Source organism: Mogibacterium timidum ATCC 33093 (assembly GCF_000525775.1).
Taxonomy (GTDB): Bacteria; Bacillota; Clostridia; order Peptostreptococcales; family Anaerovoracaceae; genus Mogibacterium; species Mogibacterium timidum.
The window spans coordinates 26,018-46,477 of the sequence record NZ_JALU01000024.1; the positions used below are offsets into that span (position 1 = coordinate 26,018).

Here is a 20,460-nt window from a genome sequence, read left to right on the forward strand (position 1 = left end):
AATGAAGAATGCAGGTGTTTTTAACGTTGTTCTACTGGTAGCTTTTATCGCTTTGATCTACTTTATGATGATCAGGCCGCAGAGAAAGCGTGATAAGGAAGTTTCCGACATGCGGGCTTCGCTTAAGCCCGGAGATCAGATTGTCACTATCGGCGGTATTGTCGGTAAAGTTGTTAGGATCAAGGATGATCGTATCCTAATTGAAACCGGTTCCGGCAAAACCAAGATGGAAATTGTAAAGACCGCAGTCGGTAGTGTAGTGGGTAAGCAGGCAACTGAAAAGCTGGATGATTCCACTTCCGAAAAGGAAGCTGAGCCGGAAATTGAGGAGACTCACGTAAACAGAAGCAAAAAGGTTACTCCTAAAAAGCTTGGAGCTAAAAAGTCAGAAAACGAGAACGGTAAAACCGACAAATAACAGTGAACTGAAAAGGTGTGCAGCTGCACACCTTTTCCTTTTGCATATTTTTCTCTAATTTGTATCAACTGTAACCCCCCGATACGGTATCACAAATTTAAATACCCGAAATGTTCAAAATCCTAGAAAATCCATATTTATCAAGGGATTTATAACTTGAAGAAATCGACTATATAATGTAAAATATCTTGAAGTATTATTTGACAATAAGGTCGTGTGACCTTAATTTTGTTTTTATATTTATCATTGATGAAGGAAAGGCAATTCACAATCATGAAAACTGGAACAAAGAAGCTTTTGGCGACTATAGTGACTCTCATCATCGTTCTGGGATGGACAGTTGCTATAAAGGGTGTTGGTCCCATAAAGAGCATCAGCAAACAGATGAAATACGGTCTTGATATTAACGGCGGTGTATATGTGCTTCTTCAGGCTGACACTAAGGCAAAGGGGTCGGATCTTGCGAAGCTCATGGATCAGACTAAGAACGTTCTTGAGAATCGTGTCAATGCAATGGGTATATCGGAAGCAACAGTATCTGTTGAGGGAACTAACAAGGTTCGTGTTGAGATGCCAGGTGTTGATGATGCGGATTCGGCAATCAAGCAGATCGGTAAAACAGCTCAGCTGAGATTCCTCCTCGCTGACGGAACTCAGATAATGAGCGGTAACGATATCAAGGATGCAGCCTTCAGCACAGATCAGAGCAACGGCGGATACAAAATTACAATGGACTTTACATCTGCAGGTTCTGACAAGTTCGCCAGGGCAACTGAAAGGACTTCGCGCGGTTCAGTTACTTCGACACTCAAAAATGCCGACGGTACACCTGTAGATGCACAGTCTGTCATCATCATGCTGGACAATAAAGTGATTTCAGCCCCGACCGCTAAGAGTGCTATTAACAGCAGAAGCTGTGAAATCACCAGACCTGGCGGCTTTTCCAAAGAAGAAGCGTCACAGACGTCATCTCTCATAAGAGGTGGAGCACTTCCTGCAAGCTTGTCGGAGGTTAACTCGTCCGTTGAAACCGCAACCATAGGCGCAAACGCCTTGGTTAAATCGGTAAAGGCCGGTGTCATCGGTCTGGGACTTGTATTTCTGATCATGTTAGTTGCCTACGGTTTGCTTGGTTTTATCGCTGACCTTGCTCTTTCTCTATATGTCCTGATAGTGCTGGAGATCATGGCAACTCTCGGAGCAGTTCTCACGCTTCCAGGAATTGCCGGAATTATACTCTCGATAGGTATGGCGGTTGACTCCAACGTAATCATCTTTACAAGAATCCGCGAGGAGCTTTCAAAGGGCAAGTCCGTCAGAGCTGCTGTCGATTCGGGATTTAAGTCAGCTCTATCTACTGTTGTAGACGCTCAGACAACTACGCTGATTGCCTCAATTGTTCTATACCTGATTGGAACGACAGCTGTAAAGGGATTCGCGCTGACCCTGATGATAGGTACTGTCTGCAGTATTTTTACGGCAGTTATTATCACTCAGTTGTACGTAACACTTCTTGCGGACAGCAAGAGGTTCGGTCATAACAAATTCTTTGGAATCAGAGAAGACGGAACTCCAAAGTTCAAAATTAAGCGTCAGTTTAACTTTGTTGCTAACCGCAAGAAGTTCTACGCTCTATCGCTTTGCGTTATCATGATAGGAATTGCATGCGCTGGATTTAAAGGCTTTAACTACGGAATTGACTTCACCGGCGGTACAACTATTCAGCTTGAGATGAGCAAGAAGGTAGATATCAACGAAGTAAAGCAGACTATAGCAAAGCATAAGCTTGACCCTCAGATTGTGTATGCCGGTGCGGGGAACACACAGGTTGTAATCAAGACAATTAAGGCTCTCAAGGCTGATAAAAGGCAGGATGTAATCAATACAATCGACGCTAAGTATCATCTCAAGAAAGGCGCTGTTTTATCGTCAGAGGAGTTCGGACCAACAGTCGGCAAAGAGCTTCGTCACAACGCTGTTAAATCTATTCTGATTGCGACATTTTGCATGTTGATATATATCAGGTTCAGATTTAAAAATTGGAATTACGGATTAGCTGCTGTAGGCGGACTGGCTCACGATGTACTCGTAACACTTGCTCTATATGCGATATTTGGATTTACGATCAACAACCCGTTTATCGCCGGCATCCTGACAGTTGTAGGTTATTCAATCAACGATACAATCGTTGTATTCGATAGAATTCGTGAGAATACCAAGTTCTACAAGCGTAAGGAAGTTGAAACTCTGATTAACGACAGTATCAACCAGACACTGTCGAGATCGATTATGACATCATTGACAACGTTAGTCGTCATGATCCCGCTGTTTATTCTTGTGTCATCTGAGATCAGACAATTCCTGATTCCACTGATTATCGGTGTATCGGTCGGAACATACTCATCGATATTCCTGTGCAGTCCTCTGCTCTATGAATCAATGCGCAAGAGAAGTATGTCTAAGTATGCTAAGCGGGTTGAACAGAATGAAAAGCAACGGAAGAGAATTGAACGTGCAAAGCGCGAAAATGACGGCATAATCAAATAGCCGCACAAAATTCAACTATCGGAGGCATCAATTTGCAGGCACAAGCTCCCGTTATGACAACTGAAGAATTTATAGCTCAACTCAAAAGTATTAATCCCAAGTACGATTTACCGCTTGTTGTTAAGGCTTTTGAAATTGCTAACAGATTACATTCAGGGCAACTTAGGAAAAGTGGCGAGCCGTACATTATCCATCCTATTGCTGTATCTTTTATATTGGCAAATTTTGGTATGGATACAGAGACAATCATTGCCGGCTTGATGCATGACGTCGTAGAAGATACGCCTTATACGCGCGAGCAGCTTGTCGAGGATTTTGGTGAAGAGATTGCGCTTCTCGTAGATGGTGTAACAAAGCTCGGCAACATCAAATACGATTCAAAAGAGGAGCTTCAGGCGGAGAACTTCCGTAAAATGTTCCTCGCTATGTCAAAGGACATTCGTGTATTGATTATTAAGCTTGCCGACAGGCTTCATAACATGCGTACGCTCGAATATATGCCTACCACTAAGCGAGAGGAGAAGGCTCTCGAAACACTTGAGATATATGCTCCGCTCGCCGGTCGGCTCGGAATTTACAGCATTAAATTTGAGCTTGAGGATCTTGCTCTGATGTACCTACATCCTACTGAGTACAGGGAGCTATCCAACAAGGTTAATAAGAGGCGTCAGAGCAGGGAAGCCGTTGTTCAGCAGTTAATCACCGAGATTAAAGCGGGACTTGACAAGGCAAACATCGAATATGAGGTAACGGGGCGCTCCAAACACCTTTACAGTATTTATAAGAAGATGGTAATCCAAAAGAAACAGCTGGATGAAATATTTGATTTGACTGCCATCAGAGTGATTGTCGATAATATCAAGGACTGTTACGCCACTCTGGGGCTTGTTCATACTAGATGGACTCCAATTCCCGGCAGATTCAAGGATTACATAGCTATGCCTAAACCCAATATGTATCAATCGATACATACGACGGTGCTCGACGATGAAGGAAATCCCTTTGAAATACAGATCCGCACCAAGGAAATGCATCGCATAGCTGAATATGGTATTGCAGCACACTGGAAATACAAGGAAGGCAAGTCCGACAGCAAGCAAAACGAAGACGAGAAAAAGCTGGCTTGGCTCAGACAGGCTCTGGAGTGGCAAAAGGAGACGGACGACTCTCTGGAATTTCTCGAGACGCTCAAGGTTGATCTTTTCGACCATCAGGTCTTTGTATTTACACCTCATGGTGATGTAGTCGAATTACCGGCATCCTCTACGCCGATCGATTTTGCATTTAAAATTCATACCGACGTAGGTGTTAGATGTGTTGGAGCCAAGGTTAACGGCAAGATGGTTACTATTGACCATAAGCTTATGACCGGTGATATCGTAGAGATTATAACCTCTGCGAACTCTGCCGGTCCGAGCATGGATTGGCTCAATATAGCCAAGAGCTCTCAGGCTAAGAACAAGATTCGAAACTGGCTGCGCAAAGCCGATAGAACAAGTGTAGTTGAAAAAGGCAAGAATAATATAACCAACTACATTAAGAAAAAAGGGTACGATCCAACGCTTGTAGCTAAGAATGCGTACCTTCTCAGAGCCGTCAAAGATCTGGGTATGAGCAATATCAACGAGCTTTACGCATCTATCTCTAGCGGCGGTGCAGCACAGACCAGACTAGGTCAGCGCCTGATTGAGTATTACACTGAGGAAACTCACAGGGAAGAAAAGAAAAAAGACGAGATAATTAACAAAAAGCCTAATAGAAAGGAACACAACTCAGGAACTCCCGGGATTACAGTGAAGGGCGCCGACAACCTTTTGATAAAGGTTGCCAGATGCTGCAACCCTGTTCCCGGAGATGACATAATCGGCTTTATAACTAAAGGGCGAGGCATTACGGTTCACCGTAAGGATTGCACCAATATTTTGAGCCTTCCTAATGAGGAGAAGGCAAGGCTTATAGACGTTGAATGGGAAACACCTAAGCTCGGTCAGACGTATTACGCTGATGTAAACGTATCGGGACAGGATAGAAAGGGAATGTTCAGCGATATCTCCAAGGCATGTGAGGATTTGGATATCAAGTTGTCCGGTGTGAATATGAGGCCGATAGAGGACAATTTTGTAACATGTACTTTGACCGTCTCAATTTCTGATACGCATCAGATGCAGAGACTTCTCATCGCACTCAGAAATGTTCCCGGAATATCAGAAGTATATAGGGTTAGATCATAATGAGTATAATTTTTACAAAGATTGAAGCTGCTCCAATTGGAGAAAACACATATGTAATAAAGGATGAGAGTACCGGTAAATGCGCAGTTATCGATCCGGGTTGTATGACTGCGTCTATCAACAGGTTTATTTACGACGGATCCGGCCTCGAATATATCCTTCTCACTCATGCGCACTGGGATCACATTGCTGCTCTCAATGAGTATGTATCCAAATATCCTGACGCGCGTGTCGTGGCGAGCTTTGATGAGCGGGAGATGCTTATCGATTCGTCGATTAATCACAGCGCTCGTTATACAGAATCCGCAATATCCAGAGAAGCCGATATATACGTGTCTGACAACGAGGAGCTTTCGCTCGGAAATTCCAAGCTTAGATTTATCGCAACCCCCGGACATACAAAAGGCGGGATGTGCATCCTCGTTGACGATAAGCTTTTTAGTGGAGATACACTGTTTCTCAGGAGCGTAGGCAGAACCGACTTATATGGTGGCAGCTGGCAAGATCTGAAGGCATCTATCCAAGATAAGCTATTCAAATTGGATGGTTCGACGAAGGTGTATCCCGGTCACGGTCCATCGACAACAATTGAATTAGAGATGAGGGAAAATCCTTTTGTATAGACTGTACGTTAACGGAATAAGCAATGAGCATCATTATTCGGAGCTTGCTCGCGAGTTTTTCAGCGATGGCGACTACGAGGTAGTTCCGATTTATATTAAAAATGCGGGTGGTCTTGCACTCGGTGCAAACAGTTTCATCTTCAACTCGGAGGATACTCTCGATAGAGACGGCATCAAAAAAGAGATGTTCTTTCGTCTTTCTTCGATTACCGGTATAACTCCCGATTGGGGAACGCTGACGGGAGTTAAACCTCTTAAGCCGGCCATGAACCTATATCTTGCAGGTAGCGATCTGGAGGAGGTCGATAATAGCCTGTCAGAGATATATCTTGTATCCGATGCCAAGAGAGCTCTGATCAACGAGATTCTTAAGTACCAAACTGAAAATGTACCTGCGGCTGATGACAATAACTGGGCTATCTATACTGGCATTCCATTCTGTCCCAGTATCTGTTCTTATTGCTCTTTCGGATCTGAATTGGCAAGGGAGAAGTCAATAGCTAGATATCTCCCCGAATTGAATCGTGAGATTTCAGAGTGCGGAAGTCTGTTTAGAAGGAGTGATAAGCGAATAGAAAGCGTGTACTTTGGAGGCGGAACACCTACATCACTGAAGGCTTCCGAACTAAAAGCACTATTTGAAAGAATTGAAGCTTCATTCGACATAAGTCTTTCAGACCTTGAAGCCACCGTTGAGGCGGGAAGACCTGACACTATTGATGAACAGAAGCTCAACGCTATCAGAACTGCAGGGGTTAACCGCATAAGCATCAACCCGCAGTCGATGAAGGATGAAACCTTGCACAGGATTGGCAGATTACACTCATCCCGTGATATCGCACATGCGTTCGAGCTTGCAGCATCATATCGCTTTGAAGTAATCAACTCAGACGTAATCGCCGGACTTCCAGGTGAAGACGCTAACGATGTTGCAGATACGGTTCGCGAACTTATAGAGCTAGGCGCCAATAATATTACCGTGCATACATTATCGGTCAAGCGAGGCTCCAAGCTTAAGAGCGAAGATCCCGAATACTATCTGCGCGGAGTGAGAGAAGTTGAGAATATGCTGGAGCTTACAGCTCAAATCCTACATGAAGCCGGATTTATACCTTATTACGTATATAGACAAAAGCATCAGATGGGCTCTTTTGAAAATACCGGCTGGTGCAGGCCGGGGCTTCATTCAATGTACAACGTCCGAATTATGGAAGAAATGCAGACTATCATCGGCCTGGGGGCAGGTGCCATAGGCAAGAGATTCTATAAAGATGACAATCGTCTGGAACGAATTCCAAACATTAATGACTACAGGATGTACGTAGACAGAATAGAAGATATCATAGCAAGGAAACGCAGATATTTCGATTAATAATATAATTTTCAGGAGGAGATTATGGCTATCAAAGCACCAAAGGGAACTAAGGATACAATGCCGAAGGACTCGTTTAAAGTGCAATACATTGAAAGAGAGTTTGCCGAGCTGTGCCGCCGCTACGGTTTTGGCGAAGTTAGGACTCCGATGTTCGAGAGCACCGAACTGTTCAACCGCGGAGTGGGCGAGACAACAGATATCGTTCAGAAGGAAATGTACACTTTTGAGGATCTGGGTCATCGCAGCATAACCTTGAAACCGGAAGGAACATCTCCGGCTGTAAGAGCTTTTATCGAAAGTCGCGATTACGCTGAAATGCAGCCTACTAAGTATTATTACAACACTCCGTGCTTTAGATATGAGAGACCTCAGGCCGGTAGACTTAGAGAATTTCATCAGTTCGGAGTGGAGAGCTTCGGAACGCCTGACATGATGGCAGACGCAGAGGTTATAGCTCTTGCTTCGGATTTTCTGACCAAGGTCGGGATTGAGGATATCGAACTTCGCATCAACAGCGTCGGCTGCAGAGAATGCAGGCCTGTATATAGAAAGGCACTACAGGATTACCTGCAACCTTATTACGGGGAATTGTCCGAAACAAGTAAGACCAGATTTGAATCTAATCCGATGCGTATCATAGACAGCAAGGATCCACATGATCAGGAGATCGCCCAGGCTGCACCTGACATGCTTGATTACCTGTGCGATGATTGCAGAGCTGCGTTTAAGGAGCTCAAGTCAAACCTGGATGCTATGGGCATAAGGCATACGATTGATCCTGGAATTGTCCGCGGTCTGGACTACTACACAAAAACTGCGTTTGAGTTCGTAACTACCGGGATTGGTGCACAGGACACGGTGTGTGGCGGTGGCAGATATGACCATCTGGTCGAAGAAATCGGAGGACCTTCAATTCCCGGAGTTGGATTTGGATTAGGTAAGGAAAGATTGATAATCCTGATGGAACAAAAGGAATCCTTGATTGAGGATAACAATGCTCCGGATATTGCGGTTTCCTTCATAGGTGACAAAGCCAGACTGTACGCACTAGGTCTGGTACACGAGCTGAGGCAGCAGGGCGTAGCTGCGATTATAGACACTCTCAACCGCAACCTCAAGGGGCAGATGAAATACGCCAACAAATTAAAAGCCGGATATTCAGTGGTAATTGGTGATGACGAGATTGAGCACGGCGTTGTTACACTCAAGGACATGAAGAGCGGAGAGCAGAAGCAAATTAATAGCAAGGATATAACTAAGGAGATTACAAAATAATGTCTACATTACTTAAGAGAACACATATGTGTGGAGAATTACGACTGGAGGACGCAGGTAAGGACGTTGTCCTAAATGGCTGGGTTGCTAAGGCGAGAAGTCTCGGTAGTCTGGTATTTGTCGACATTAGAGATAAATCCGGAATTACTCAGGTTACTTTTAATGAAGACATACCCGAAGACCTGCTGGAAAGAGCCAAGTCTCTCCGATCAGAATACGTTATAGGAGTTACCGGTGCGGTAAAGGCGAGAGCCTCCAGGAACGCAAAGCTTCCGACAGGCGATGTCGAAGTATTTGCAAACGACTTAGTGATTTACTCTGAAGCGGATACTCCGCCGATTTACATCAGAGATGACGATAATGTAGATGAGAATTTGAGGTTAAAATACCGTTACCTGGATTTGCGCAAGAACAAAATGCAGCATAATCTCACCTTTCGCCACATACTAACCAAGCTTGCCAGAGATTATTTTGACGAGAATGGGTTTATCGAGGTTGAGACACCAATGCTCATCAAGCCTACACCTGAGGGCGCTAGGGACTACCTTGTACCGAGCAGAGTAAACCAAGGTTCGTTTTATGCACTGCCGCAGTCTCCTCAGATGTTCAAGCAGCTTCTCATGGTTTCTGGAGCTGACAGATACTTTCAGATAGTAAAGTGCTTTAGAGATGAGGATCTCCGAGCTGATAGACAGCCGGAATTCACGCAGATTGACCTCGAGATGTCATTTGCTGATTCTGAGGATGTTATGACCATGCAGGAAGGCTTCCTAAAGCGTGTCATGAAGGAACTCAAGGGTGTAAACCTTAAAGCTCCATTTCCTAGACTTACATACGCTGAAGCGATGGAGAGATATGGATCGGATAAACCTGACACTAGATTTGAAATAGAGCTCAACAAGCTAAATGATATCTTCGAAGGAAGCGAATTTAAGGTATTCCGAGATGCTCTCGCTGCAGGCGGAGATATCCGTGGCATCTCTGTTCCCGGCGGAGCAGCTGAGTTCTCACGTAAGAAGATAGATAAGCTCACAGAAGAAGCCAAGCACTACGGAGCGAAGGGTTTGCTCTGGATTAAGGTGGAGGAAGCCGGGTATGCGTCTTCCGCTAGCAAATTCCTCAGCACCGAAGAGCTTGACAAGGTTAGAGAACGCTGTAGATCCAATGTCGGCGATATCATCTTTATAGTATCCGCGGCAACGAAGGTTGTTTTCGATACTTTAGGTTGGCTCAGAAGAAAGATAGCGAGCCAACTTGGATTACTCGATGATAACAAATTCAACTTCCTTTGGGTCGTTGATTTTCCGATGTTTGAGGAGGACGAGGATGGTAATCTCAAGGCTATGCATCATCCTTTCACACAGCCTAAGCTCGATGAACTCGATAAGCTTGATGGAGATATACTGTCTCTGAACGCCGATGCTTACGATATCGTACTCAACGGAGTGGAGCTCGGTGGCGGTTCAATCAGAATCCACGATAGACAGCTGCAAGACAAAATGTTCCAGGTTCTTGGTCTTGGTGAAGAAGAACGGATGGAGAAATTCGGATTCTTTATTGAAGCTTTCAAATACGGCGCCCCACCACATGCCGGCCTTGCATACGGACTCGATAGAATGGTAATGCTGCTACTCGGCGAGAGCAGTATCCGTGAAGTAATAGCATTCCCTAAGAATGCAAACGCTGAGTGTCCTGTTTCCGGGGCACCCGGCAAGGCAGACAAGGTTCAGCTAGAAGAGCTGGGGCTTGCAATTGTTAAAGAAGATAGTAATTAGAAGATACAAAATGAGCAAGATAGCGATATTTGGCGGTACATTTGATCCCATCCATCTCGCGCACATCAGATTAGCTGAAACTGCTGTGGATGAGCTGTACCTTGATAAAGTCATATTCATGCCCAATGCCGTATCTCCGTTCAAGCTCGACGCCAAGATATCATCTGGTGCAGATCGCTGTAATATGATTGAACTTGCGATACAGGGCAATCCTCAGCTTGAGCTTACGAGGTATGAGATTGAGAAGAAAGGAATTTCATATACCTACGAGACCTTGATCGAGTTGTCCAGGATATATAGCTCTCGCTTATACTTTATCCTTGGCTACGACTCCGTGGTCGCTATAGACAAATGGCACAGAGGGGCAAATATACTTCGTGAGTTTCCACTCATTACGGCTTTACGACCGGGTACAGAAAACGAGATAGGGAAGAACAAGATACGAGAATACAGAGAACTGTATAGTGCCGAAATACACATTCTGCATATGCCGCCGATCGATTGCTCATCATCTGCGATAAGAGAGGCTTGCCGAGCGGGGAACCCTCTCACGGGACTGGTAGATGAGAAAGTCGAGGAATACATAATTGCAAACGAACTATACAAAGATTAAAGAGCTCGACGAATATCTGAGAAGGGTTTTAAAGCCTAAGCGTTACACGCATTCGCTAGGTGTCGTAGAAATGGCAGGCACGCTCGCTGAAATTTACGGAGCAGACGTGCAAAAGGCCAGATTCGCCGGACTCGTACACGATATTGCAAAATGCAATTCATGTGAGATGATGAACCGACTTATCCGCGAATACGGCGTGGAGCTGCGGTATATCAACAACCCGGAGCTTGCTCATTCCAAGGTCGGAGCAGCAATGCTCAAACAGGATTTTGATATTTGCGATGAAGATGTTCTAATGGCAGTTTCCTCGCACACCGCCGGCCGTTACGGAATGACGTTGCTTGAAGAAATTGTATACGTTGCTGATGCGATTGAAATGAACAGGACGTATGCTGAAGCTTCCGCGCTAAGAGAGCTTGCAAAACACGACATTGACAAAGCGTGCCTCGAAATTATCGATTACAGCATTGCGCTGCTTGGAAAAAGAGGCATCAAGATAGATACAGATACATACGAAGCAAAACGCTTCGTACTTGATAAAATTAACCGAAAGGAAGTGTTCATATGACAATGCAGAATAATGCAATCGAGATTGCCAAGGTTTTATCCGAGAAAAAAGCTCGCGATATCACAGTGATTAACATTGCGGAGAAGTCATCCTTCGCAGATTTCTTCATCAACGCAACTGCCGGATCTGAAAGGCAACTGAGTGCGCTGCTGGATTTCGCAGAGGATAAGGCTGCTGAGTTGGGGCTCGAAGAGAAGAGCGTTGAAGGTCTACATGGCTCAGGCTGGGTTCTAGTCGATCTGGGAGATATCATTATAAATTTATTTACTGCCGAGACAAGAGACAAGTACACTCTGGACAAGATTTGGAGCGACTGCGAAACTATATACATAGAAGAGCAAAGAGAAAAGGATGAAATATATGAGAGATAAGTATAACTTTGAAGAAATCGAAAAGAAATGGCAACAGGTGTGGTCTGACGAGCATGCCTTCAAGACTGTTGACGATGAGACAAAAGAAAAATATTATGTGCTTGAGATGTTCCCATATCCATCAGGTAAGCTACACATGGGACATGTGCGCAACTACTCAATCGGAGATGCTATAGCCAGATTCAAGAAGATGAAGGGCTACAATGTGCTGCATCCTATGGGATGGGATTCATTCGGACTGCCGGCTGAAAACGCAGCTATTAAGAACGGCATTCATCCGGCTATCTGGACTGACAGCAATATCGCTGAGATGCACAAGCAGCTGGCCGGGTTGGGCTTCAGCTATGACTGGGACAGAGAGGTCGCAACATGCAAGGACGACTATTATCGCTGGATGCAGTGGCTGTTCATACAGTTCCAGAAAAAAGGGTTGGCATACAAGAAGGAGAATCCTGTAAACTGGTGTCCTTCCTGCCGGACAGTACTTGCCAACGAGCAAGTAGTCGAAGGCTGCTGTGAGCGTTGTCACACGCCTGTAACTAAGAAGCACCTGTCGCAGTGGTATCTTAAGATTACGGATTATGCAAACAGACTTCTCGAGGAGCTCGACACTCTGGACGGATGGCCTAACAAGGTCAAACTGATGCAAAAGAATTGGATCGGAAAGTCCACGGGTGCCCAGATTAGATTTGCAATAGACGGAACGGACCGTGAGCTCGAGGTATTTACAACCAGATGTGACACAGTATACGGAGTGACCTTCATGGTTATGGCTCCTGAGCATCCATATGTAACTGAGCTGACAAAGGGAACTGAGTACGAACAGGCAACTAACGACTACATAGATGAGTGCACTCACAAGAGCGAAATAGAGAGAGTTTCGCTAACCAAGGAGAAAACGGGTGTATTTATCGGTCATTACTGTGTAAATCCGTTTAACGGCAAGAAGATTCCAATCTACATCTCCGATTACGTCATGATGGACTATGGTACCGGAGCAGTTATGGCCGTTCCGGCACACGACCAGAGAGACTTTGAGTTTGCCAGGAAATTTGGACTCGATATCGTACCGGTTGTTGACGTCGAGGATCCGGCTGTAGACCTCAACAACCTGGAGTCTGCTGCTCCTGCGGAGGGAAGGCTTATCAATTCGGGCGAGTTCAACGGTATGGATAACCTCAAGGCGATTCCCAGGATAATTGATCTTATCGAAGATAAGAGAATAGGTCAAAAGACAGTTAACTATAAGCTCAGAGACTGGCTTATCTCAAGACAGAGATACTGGGGCTGCCCAATACCTATGGTTTACTGTGAGGATTGTGGCTGGGTGCCTGAAAACGAAAAAAAACTCCCGGTCAAGCTGCCTACAGATATCGAATTCACGGGTAAGGGAGAATCTCCAATCGCTACAAGCAAGACTTTTATAGAGACAATCTGCCCGTGCTGCGGCAAGCCCGCAAGAAGAGAGATCGACACAATGGATACATTTGTTGATTCTTCCTGGTACTTCTTGAGATACTGCGATCCTAAGAATACCGAGAAGCCGTTTGACAAGCAGAAGGCTGATTACTGGATGAACGTCGACCAGTATATCGGAGGCGTAGAACACGCAATCCTGCACCTGCTCTATGCCAGATTCTTCCAGAAGGTACTTGCAGATCTCGGTCTTGTTACCGCAACAGAGCCTTTCCGGAATCTGCTCACACAGGGAATGGTTATCAAGGACGGAGCCAAGATGAGTAAGTCGCTCGGCAACGTCGTAAGCCCCGAAGAGATTCAGAAGAAGTACGGAGCTGACACCGCCAGACTGTTTATACTTTTCGCAGCACCACCGGAAAAAGAGCTCGACTGGTCTGACGCCGGAGTTGAGGGCAGCTACAGATTCCTCAACAGAGTTTACAGACTTGTGTACGAATATGTAACCGATATCAGAGACGCCGACTCCGCAACCGGCGAACTGGTTGTATCCACCTCTGAGGACAGAGCTCTCAACTATCAGCTCAACAAGACTATCAAGAAGGTCTCTGAGGACGTTGGTGGAAGATTCAGCTTTAATACAGCTATAAGCTCAATCATGGAGCTTGTAAATGAGCTATACAAATACAAGCAGCTTGACACCGTGAACATGCCGCTTCTCGACAGAGCTGTCAAGAGCATGATACTCGTTTTGAGCCCATTCACGCCGCACATCTGCGAAGAGCTGTGGTCAGAGCTCGGGGAAGAATCTCGTGTGTTCGAAGCTGCTTGGCCTGAGTTTGATGAATCAGCTCTCGTACTTGACGAGGTTGAGATTATCGTACAAATTAACGGCAAACTTAAGGACAAGCTGACCATGTCCAAGGACGCTTCTAATGAGGAGCTTGAGAAAGCAGCTAGAAGCAGTGATAAGGTGAAGGAGGTTGTTGGTGAGCTAAGTATTGTTAAGGCCATTATAATTCCTGGCAAACTTGTTAACTTCGTTGTTAAATAAGCTCTGATGACACATAGATGACACATATGAGAATAGATAATAATAAAAATAATAATAAAAAGTTCCAGAACGATGACAAGTTAAAATCAGCAGGGACTGATAAAAGAAAGGTTGTTAAAAATAGTGCCGGAGGAGCTGCTTCGGCGCGAAGCGGCAGCTTCGCGGTCAGTGATAATTCTCGTTCCAGAGCAAAGAGCATGAGGTCACTATTGAGCAAATCATCGAGTGACCGTTCTACCGGCAATAACGAGACTCGCAAAAAACGAAATAGCAATAATAACCACAAGAACAATTCAAATAAAAGCAACAATGCCAGAGGTATTCAAAGTTCCGGGTACAATCGGAAAGCTCAGAATAACAGAAAATATAACAACGGCAGACGCTCAAAGACACCGCTTGAAACTATGCGGATCATGCCTTTAGGCGGGCTCAAGGAGATAGGCAAGAATATTACGCTTGTTGAGTACAAGGATGACATACTGATTATCGATTGCGGCTTCTCTTTCCCGGAGGATGAGATGTTTGGTATCGACGTCGTAATACCTGACTTCACATACCTCAAGGAGAACCTTGAAAAAATCCGAGGTCTTATTATCACACACGGGCACGAGGATCACATCGGAGGTGTACCGTTTCTTCTAAAGGAGATCAATATACCTGTATACGCTCCGCCTCTTGCGATGGGGTTGATCAGAAATAAGCTCAAAGAGCATGGCCTAAGCATGGATGAGCACGTTATTGACGCTGGTGCTGTATTCAATGTGGGTGCATTTAGAATAGAGGCTATCCACACTAATCACAGTATTGCGGATGCGATGGCCTATTCGATCAAATGCCCGGCAGGTCACCTCGTGCACACTGGAGACTTCAAGATTGATTATTCGCCGCTCGACGGAAAACGCATCGACCTGGCTAAGTTCGCACAACTCGGACAAGAAGGTGTTGACGTGCTGATGTGCGATAGCACTAATGTACTCAGACCGGGATATACTCCGTCAGAGAGAGTTGTTGTTGATTCGATGAACGAGATTTTCTCTAAGACGGATAAGCGTCTTATCATAGCGACATTTTCGTCCAACATATATCGCATCAAATACTTCATGGAGGCTTCCATCAAGTATGGTAGAAAAATTGCAATTTCAGGACGTTCTATGGAAAATGTTTCGACGCTTGCTCGGGAACTGGGATATCTCGACCTTCCGGAATCAGCGTTTGTAGATATCCGTAAGATTGGAAATATTCCGGATGCGAACATTACGATTATCACCACCGGAAGCCAGGGAGAGCCTATGTCGGCGTTGACAAGAATGGCAAACGATGCTCATAGGGCGGTTAAGCTCAAGAGCGGGGACACTGTCGTATTCTCATCGTCACCAATTCCCGGCAATGCAAAGGCAGTGACCAATATCGTCAACAAGCTTTACGAGAAAAAAGTTAATGTTTTTCTGTCCGACTTTGTCGATATACACGTCTCAGGTCACGCGTGCAAGGAAGAGCTTAAGTTAATCCACTCGTTGGTCAGACCGCGCTTTTTCATTCCGGCACACGGTGAATATCGTCATTTGAGAGAACATGCTCATCTAGCCGAGTCCTTGGGCATGGATAGAGGCAACATCTTCGTAATGAACAACGGAGATGCGCTGAGAATTACCGGCAAGCAAGCCAAGATAGAGCTATCTCAAGCATCCGCAGAGGATGTTCTTGTCGATGGTTACGGAGTAGGCGACGTTGGCAACGTTGTACTGAGAGACCGCAAACAGCTATCTGAATCAGGATTAATCGTAATTGCCGTATCGATAGACAGCAATTCCGGACTGCTGGCAGCTCGGCCGGAGCTGATTACTCGCGGATTTATCTATGTAAAGGAAAACATGCCGCTTATCAATGAAGCTACTGATACCGTTTACGATTCAATTGAAAAATGGAATAGTTCCGGTTCAGAAGATTATAACGCTTTGAAGGGTATTATCAAGGATGACATGAGAGGCTTCATATACAAAAAAACTCGGAGAAGTCCTGTGATTCTGCCTATAATTATGAATATTTAACATTATAAACAATCAAGTATGCAGGAGGTTATTACATGAACGTATATGCAAGCGCACATGATCTTGCAGCTGCAATAAAAGCGAGTAACGAGTATATAGATTTCGAGAGACTTCGCAAGGAGCTCGAACAGGATGCTAATCTAAGCCGGATGATAAAGGATATCGAAAAGCGTCAGATTGAAATCCAGACTAAGCAGCTTAAAGGGGAAGAGGTTGGACAGGAAGCCGTTGCTCAAATGCAGTCATTATATGCAATGATGGCATCTAACCCGAAAGCGGCCGAATACATGCAAGCCGAAGCGAGATTTGCTATAATGATGAAGGACGTATATGAGATCCTTTCGGATGTTGTCAAAGTCAATATTTAAATTTGATTTGAACATCTGTAAGTATATAAGGTAACATATACATTAGATTGATGATTTAATATAAATTGTGATATTTAAAGAAAGAGAGATTAAATATGATCAGTGCAGGAGATTTCAGAAAAGGCGTAACTTTTGAGATGAACGGCGAGCCGCATGTTGTACTCGACTTTCAGCACGTTAAGCCGGGAAAGGGTGCAGCTTTCGTAAGAACTAAGTATAGAAACATCCTTACAGGAGCGACAAGAGAAGAGGCCTTCAACCCTAACGATAAGTTCCCTAAGGCTCATATCGAGACTAAGACTATGCAGTACCTCTACAACGATGGAGAGCTCTACTACTTCATGGATCAGGAGACTTTTGATCAGGTTCCTCTAAGCGCTGATCTAGTTGAGGATGCTGTCAAGTTCATCAGAGAGAATGACACTGCTACAATCAAGTTCTACCAGGGAAATGCATTTGCGGTTGAAGCTCCGAACTTCGTAGACCTTAAGGTCATCGAGACTGAGCCGGGAGTTAAGGGCGATACGGCTACCAACGTAACAAAGGCTGCTACGGTTGAAACCGGGGCTGTTATTCAGGTCCCTATCTTTATCGAAGAGGGAGAGATGATTCAGATTGACACCAGAGATGGTGGAGAGTACCTCGGCAGATCCAAGTAATCCAAGCTCATTGGTATTACAACTATTAATTATTGAATAGACGTTTAGGTAATTGTTAGCTGATCTTGATTCGGTATCGATATTGGCTAACATTATTCCTAGTTGTGGGAGGAAATATGAAGAAATCAGCAAAGAAAGCTTTGACCATTCTTATTGTGATATTGCTCATCCTAATCGCTTTAAGTGCTACGCTTCTAATCATAAACAGACCAAAGGATAGAAACGATAACACTTTCGTAATCGTCAAGATTGAAGCAGGATCTTCGACAGACGATATCGCACGCGCACTGCACAAGAAGGGTGTTATAAGCAGTGTGTCTAAATACAAGCTTGTATCCAAGCTGTGGAGATACGACGGTAAGTATAAGGCTGGAAGCTTCTCTGTTTCTCCCAGCATGAGATCTAGTGATATAGCGCAGACAATTTCAAAAGGGGTATCCAGCACTAAGAATTTCACGATTCCTGAAGGTTATACGCTCGAACAGACAGCAAAGAAGCTTGACAAGGAAGGCATTGTCAATAAGGACAAATTCCTCGATGTAGCAAGACATGGGGATTTCAGCAAGTTTAGCTTCCTGAAGGGAGCCCAGTCAGGTGATAACCACCTTGAAGGCTATCTGTTCCCGGATACCTACGCTGTGGACTTGGATGCAGATGAAACGCAGATTATCACAACAATGCTCAATCAGTATGACAAGGTATTTACCAAGAAATACAGGGAGCGTGCCAAGGAACTCAACCTTACGGAAAATCAGATTATCATCATAGCTTCTCTTATAGAGAGAGAGTCACAGTATGACGGAGATAGAGCAAAAATCGCAAGCGTTATCTACAACAGAATCAAAGCCGGCATGCCTCTGCAGATTGACGCCACTATTCAGTACGCACTTGGGAAAACAAAGGAGAATCTGTCAATTGATGATACTAAGATTGATTCTCCATTCAACACATACACCAATAAGGGACTGCCTCCGGGGCCGATCTGCTCACCCGGCAAAGAGTCCATCAAGGCAGCGCTGTATCCCGAAGATACAGATTTTCTGTACTACGTTGTAAGTGAGAAGCTGGACGGTACACATAACTTCAGCAAGGATTACAACCAGTTCCTCAAAGATAAGGACGCATATTCAAAGGCATTAGCGGAGAAGAACAAATAATGAGCATAACCGATAAACGAATCATTGAATTCTTAGACTCATTCTATTCTCCGATCAATGGTGAATTAGCTAGGTTAAGGCAGAAATGTGAGGATGATAACGTGCCGCTCATCCTGCGCGAGACTGAAAGCTATTTAAACACATTTCTTAAGATAACCAAACCTAAAGACATCCTTGAAATAGGAACAGCATATGGTTATTCAGCGTGTTATTTTGCAACAGCATGTGAGGACTCTCACGTAACAACGATAGAGAGAGCCCCGCACATGTATAGAAACGCAGTTTCGAATATTGAAGCTATGAAGCTGAGCGACAGAATAAATGTAAGATTCGGAGATGCCAACGACATTCTTGATTCTATAATTGGTGATAATAGCCGAGACTCAGACTTTGACCTTATATTCATCGATGCTGCAAAGAGCCATTATAGGGAATTCTTTGACAGAGCGGAGAAGCTTGCTCGACCCGGTGCCAGCATTGTATGCGACAACATGCTTATCCACGGATATCTGACAGGTTCAACTGTCGATCCGGGACACAGACACCGGACAAGTGTCAAGAGAATGAAAGAATTTTTGGAGTATTTAAACGGAAGAAAGGACTTGACCATATCGTTACTGAGCTGCGGTGATGGTCTTTCAATAGTTAAATTAGATGACTAAGAAGAAAATCGAACTACTTGCTCCTGCGGGAGATCTCGAAAAGCTTAAAACCGCCATTATCTATGGTGCTGACGCCGTTTATTTCGGCGGAGAGCTGTTCAGTCTGCGCGCCGGAGCGGGTAACTTGTCTATAGATGAAATCAGAGAGGCTATGGACTTTATCCACAAGCATGAGGCAAGAGGATACATGACCATCAATATCTATCCTCATAACGAGGACATCGCACCTCTCAAATCGTACCTTGAAAAGATAAAGGATATTCCTATCGACGCTTTTCTGATTTCCGATCCGGGAGTTATGACTATCGTCAAGGGGATTATACCTGACGCTGAAATTCACATCAGCACTCAGGCAAATACGACCAACTACATGACTGCAGCCTTTTGGGTGCAGCAGATGGGAGCTAGTCGTATCGTAGCTGCCAGAGAGATGAACCTCGAGGAGCTTCGTCAAATGAAGGAAATACTCCCTCCCGAGACTGAAATTGAAGCCTTTGTTCACGGCGCAATGTGTATGTCATATTCCGGACGATGTCTGCTTAGCAACTTTATGGTTGGACGAGATGCTAATCGCGGTGCGTGCACACATCCTTGTCGCTGGCAATACTCTCTAGTTGAAGAGAAGAGACCTGGTGAATACTACCCGGTTGAGGAGGACGAGCGCGGCAGCTATATCATGAACTCCAGAGACCTATGCATGTTGGACAAGCTTCCTGACCTTATTGAGGCAGGCATATACTCACTCAAGATTGAAGGTCGAATGAAGAGCTCCTTCTACGTTGCTACTGTCGTTTCTGCGTACAGGGCTGCACTTGATGCGTATATGGAGGATCCGGAGCACTACGAGTTCCAGGAGAAGTGGTTTGATGAACTATGCAAGGCCAGTCACCGTGACTTCTATCATGGCTTCTATTATTCCAAGCCGGATAGCTCCGCACAGAATTACGTAAGCAGCGACTACACAAGGGAGTATTCATTTATCGGAGTGGTCAAGGAATGCGAAACGGACACCGGCCTTACTGTCGTTGAGCAGCGCAACAAGTTCTGTGTGGGAGATGAGATCGAAGTCTTTGGACCTCGCACAGAGTACACTGATGAGATTGTACGCGAGATGTACGATGAGGACGACAAGCCCATCGGAGCTGCACCTCATCCACAGCAGACAGTCAAGGTAAAGCTTAGCAAGACCTATCCGGCCGAGTTTATTCTCAGAAAGAAAAAATAGTGTATCGGTAAATTACCGGTAGTTAGTGTAAAGTTTTTGTTGGCATGAGAAGATAAAAAATAAAAAAAGGAAGTC

17 protein-coding genes are annotated in these 20,460 nt (G+C 44.8%); all 17 read left to right on the top strand.

Going from position 1 to position 20,460, the window contains the following annotated elements:
* Position 1 precedes the first annotated feature (1 nt).
* On the top strand, positions 2 to 418 hold the full coding sequence (gene yajC, locus HMPREF0581_RS08605) for a preprotein translocase subunit YajC (protein ID WP_084645366.1): 417 nt from the start codon (positions 2 to 4) through the stop codon (positions 416 to 418).
* Positions 419 to 691: 273 nt separating this feature from the next.
* On the top strand, positions 692 to 2,965 hold the full coding sequence (locus HMPREF0581_RS06420) for a protein translocase subunit SecDF (protein WP_036381506.1): 2,274 nt from the start codon (positions 692 to 694) through the stop codon (positions 2,963 to 2,965).
* 53 nt (positions 2,966 to 3,018) lie between these two features.
* Positions 3,019 to 5,196, top strand: a complete 2,178-nt coding sequence (locus tag HMPREF0581_RS06425; protein WP_036381661.1) for a RelA/SpoT family protein — start codon at positions 3,019 to 3,021, stop codon at positions 5,194 to 5,196.
* Entirely contained in the window at positions 5,196 to 5,819 is a 624-nt protein-coding gene (locus HMPREF0581_RS06430; protein ID WP_009644749.1) for an MBL fold metallo-hydrolase, read from the top strand. Before HMPREF0581_RS06425 ends, HMPREF0581_RS06430 begins: the two co-directional genes overlap by 1 nt.
* Positions 5,812 to 7,191: a coproporphyrinogen dehydrogenase HemZ gene (gene hemZ, locus HMPREF0581_RS06435; RefSeq protein ID WP_009644648.1), complete on the top strand. Its 1,380-nt coding sequence runs from the start codon at positions 5,812 to 5,814 to the stop codon at positions 7,189 to 7,191. Before HMPREF0581_RS06430 ends, hemZ begins: the two co-directional genes overlap by 8 nt.
* Before the next feature lie 24 nt (positions 7,192 to 7,215).
* Positions 7,216 to 8,469 carry a histidine--tRNA ligase gene (gene hisS / locus HMPREF0581_RS06440; protein WP_036381509.1) on the top strand — a complete coding sequence of 418 codons (1,254 nt, stop codon included), beginning with the start codon at positions 7,216 to 7,218 and terminating at the stop codon, positions 8,467 to 8,469.
* Positions 8,469 to 10,244 (top strand): aspartate--tRNA ligase, encoded by a 1,776-nt coding sequence (gene aspS, locus HMPREF0581_RS06445; RefSeq protein WP_009644781.1) that lies wholly within the window; start codon positions 8,469 to 8,471, stop codon positions 10,242 to 10,244. The genes hisS and aspS overlap by 1 nt, the downstream gene beginning before the upstream one ends.
* Positions 10,245 to 10,254: 10 nt before the next feature.
* Positions 10,255 to 10,857: a nicotinate-nucleotide adenylyltransferase gene (nadD, locus tag HMPREF0581_RS06450; RefSeq protein ID WP_009644722.1), complete on the top strand. Its 603-nt coding sequence runs from the start codon at positions 10,255 to 10,257 to the stop codon at positions 10,855 to 10,857.
* Positions 10,832 to 11,425, top strand: coding sequence for a bis(5'-nucleosyl)-tetraphosphatase (symmetrical) YqeK (gene yqeK, locus HMPREF0581_RS06455; protein ID WP_050992657.1), 594 nt, complete (start codon positions 10,832 to 10,834; stop codon positions 11,423 to 11,425). Before nadD ends, yqeK begins: the two co-directional genes overlap by 26 nt.
* Positions 11,422 to 11,796 carry a ribosome silencing factor gene (rsfS, locus tag HMPREF0581_RS06460; RefSeq protein WP_009644613.1) on the top strand — a complete coding sequence of 125 codons (375 nt, stop codon included), beginning with the start codon at positions 11,422 to 11,424 and terminating at the stop codon, positions 11,794 to 11,796. Before yqeK ends, rsfS begins: the two co-directional genes overlap by 4 nt.
* Positions 11,786 to 14,266, top strand: a complete 2,481-nt coding sequence (gene leuS / locus HMPREF0581_RS06465) for a leucine--tRNA ligase (RefSeq protein ID WP_036381675.1) — start codon at positions 11,786 to 11,788, stop codon at positions 14,264 to 14,266. The genes rsfS and leuS overlap by 11 nt, the downstream gene beginning before the upstream one ends.
* A gap of 26 nt (positions 14,267 to 14,292) precedes the next feature.
* A complete protein-coding gene (locus tag HMPREF0581_RS06470; RefSeq protein WP_330371668.1) occupies positions 14,293 to 16,314 on the top strand; it encodes a ribonuclease J in 2,022 nt (673 codons plus the stop codon).
* Positions 16,315 to 16,349: 35 nt separating this feature from the next.
* On the top strand, positions 16,350 to 16,682 hold the full coding sequence (locus HMPREF0581_RS06475; protein ID WP_009644756.1) for a YlbF family regulator: 333 nt from the start codon (positions 16,350 to 16,352) through the stop codon (positions 16,680 to 16,682).
* Positions 16,683 to 16,777: 95 nt separating this feature from the next.
* Entirely contained in the window at positions 16,778 to 17,341 is a 564-nt protein-coding gene (gene efp, locus HMPREF0581_RS06480; RefSeq protein ID WP_009644688.1) for an elongation factor P, read from the top strand.
* A 116-nt stretch (positions 17,342 to 17,457) separates the two neighbouring features.
* On the top strand, positions 17,458 to 18,498 hold the full coding sequence (mltG, locus tag HMPREF0581_RS06485) for an endolytic transglycosylase MltG (protein WP_009644640.1): 1,041 nt from the start codon (positions 17,458 to 17,460) through the stop codon (positions 18,496 to 18,498).
* Positions 18,498 to 19,160 carry an O-methyltransferase gene (locus tag HMPREF0581_RS06490; RefSeq protein WP_009644784.1) on the top strand — a complete coding sequence of 221 codons (663 nt, stop codon included), beginning with the start codon at positions 18,498 to 18,500 and terminating at the stop codon, positions 19,158 to 19,160. The genes mltG and HMPREF0581_RS06490 overlap by 1 nt, the downstream gene beginning before the upstream one ends.
* Positions 19,153 to 20,385: a peptidase U32 family protein gene (locus tag HMPREF0581_RS06495; RefSeq protein WP_036381513.1), complete on the top strand. Its 1,233-nt coding sequence runs from the start codon at positions 19,153 to 19,155 to the stop codon at positions 20,383 to 20,385. The genes HMPREF0581_RS06490 and HMPREF0581_RS06495 overlap by 8 nt, the downstream gene beginning before the upstream one ends.
* The last annotated feature ends 75 nt before the right edge of the window (positions 20,386 to 20,460 follow it).

Bases quoted from the DNA above. Each gene is read 5' to 3' on its own strand.
- yajC (WP_084645366.1), top strand. From the start codon at position 2: ATGAAGAATGCAGGTGTTTTTAACGTTGTTCTACTGGTAGCTTTTATC.
- HMPREF0581_RS06420 (WP_036381506.1), top strand. From the start codon at position 692: ATGAAAACTGGAACAAAGAAGCTTTTGGCGACTATAGTGACTCTCATC.
- HMPREF0581_RS06425 (WP_036381661.1), top strand. From the start codon at position 3,019: ATGACAACTGAAGAATTTATAGCTCAACTCAAAAGTATTAATCCCAAG.
- HMPREF0581_RS06430 (WP_009644749.1), top strand. From the start codon at position 5,196: ATGAGTATAATTTTTACAAAGATTGAAGCTGCTCCAATTGGAGAAAAC.
- hisS (WP_036381509.1), top strand. From the start codon at position 7,216: ATGGCTATCAAAGCACCAAAGGGAACTAAGGATACAATGCCGAAGGAC.
- aspS (WP_009644781.1), top strand. From the start codon at position 8,469: ATGTCTACATTACTTAAGAGAACACATATGTGTGGAGAATTACGACTG.
- nadD (WP_009644722.1), top strand. From the start codon at position 10,255: ATGAGCAAGATAGCGATATTTGGCGGTACATTTGATCCCATCCATCTC.
- rsfS (WP_009644613.1), top strand. From the start codon at position 11,422: ATGACAATGCAGAATAATGCAATCGAGATTGCCAAGGTTTTATCCGAG.
- leuS (WP_036381675.1), top strand. From the start codon at position 11,786: ATGAGAGATAAGTATAACTTTGAAGAAATCGAAAAGAAATGGCAACAG.
- HMPREF0581_RS06470 (WP_330371668.1), top strand. From the start codon at position 14,293: ATGAGAATAGATAATAATAAAAATAATAATAAAAAGTTCCAGAACGAT.
- HMPREF0581_RS06475 (WP_009644756.1), top strand. From the start codon at position 16,350: ATGAACGTATATGCAAGCGCACATGATCTTGCAGCTGCAATAAAAGCG.
- efp (WP_009644688.1), top strand. From the start codon at position 16,778: ATGATCAGTGCAGGAGATTTCAGAAAAGGCGTAACTTTTGAGATGAAC.
- mltG (WP_009644640.1), top strand. From the start codon at position 17,458: ATGAAGAAATCAGCAAAGAAAGCTTTGACCATTCTTATTGTGATATTG.
- HMPREF0581_RS06490 (WP_009644784.1), top strand. From the start codon at position 18,498: ATGAGCATAACCGATAAACGAATCATTGAATTCTTAGACTCATTCTAT.
- HMPREF0581_RS06495 (WP_036381513.1), top strand. From the start codon at position 19,153: ATGACTAAGAAGAAAATCGAACTACTTGCTCCTGCGGGAGATCTCGAA.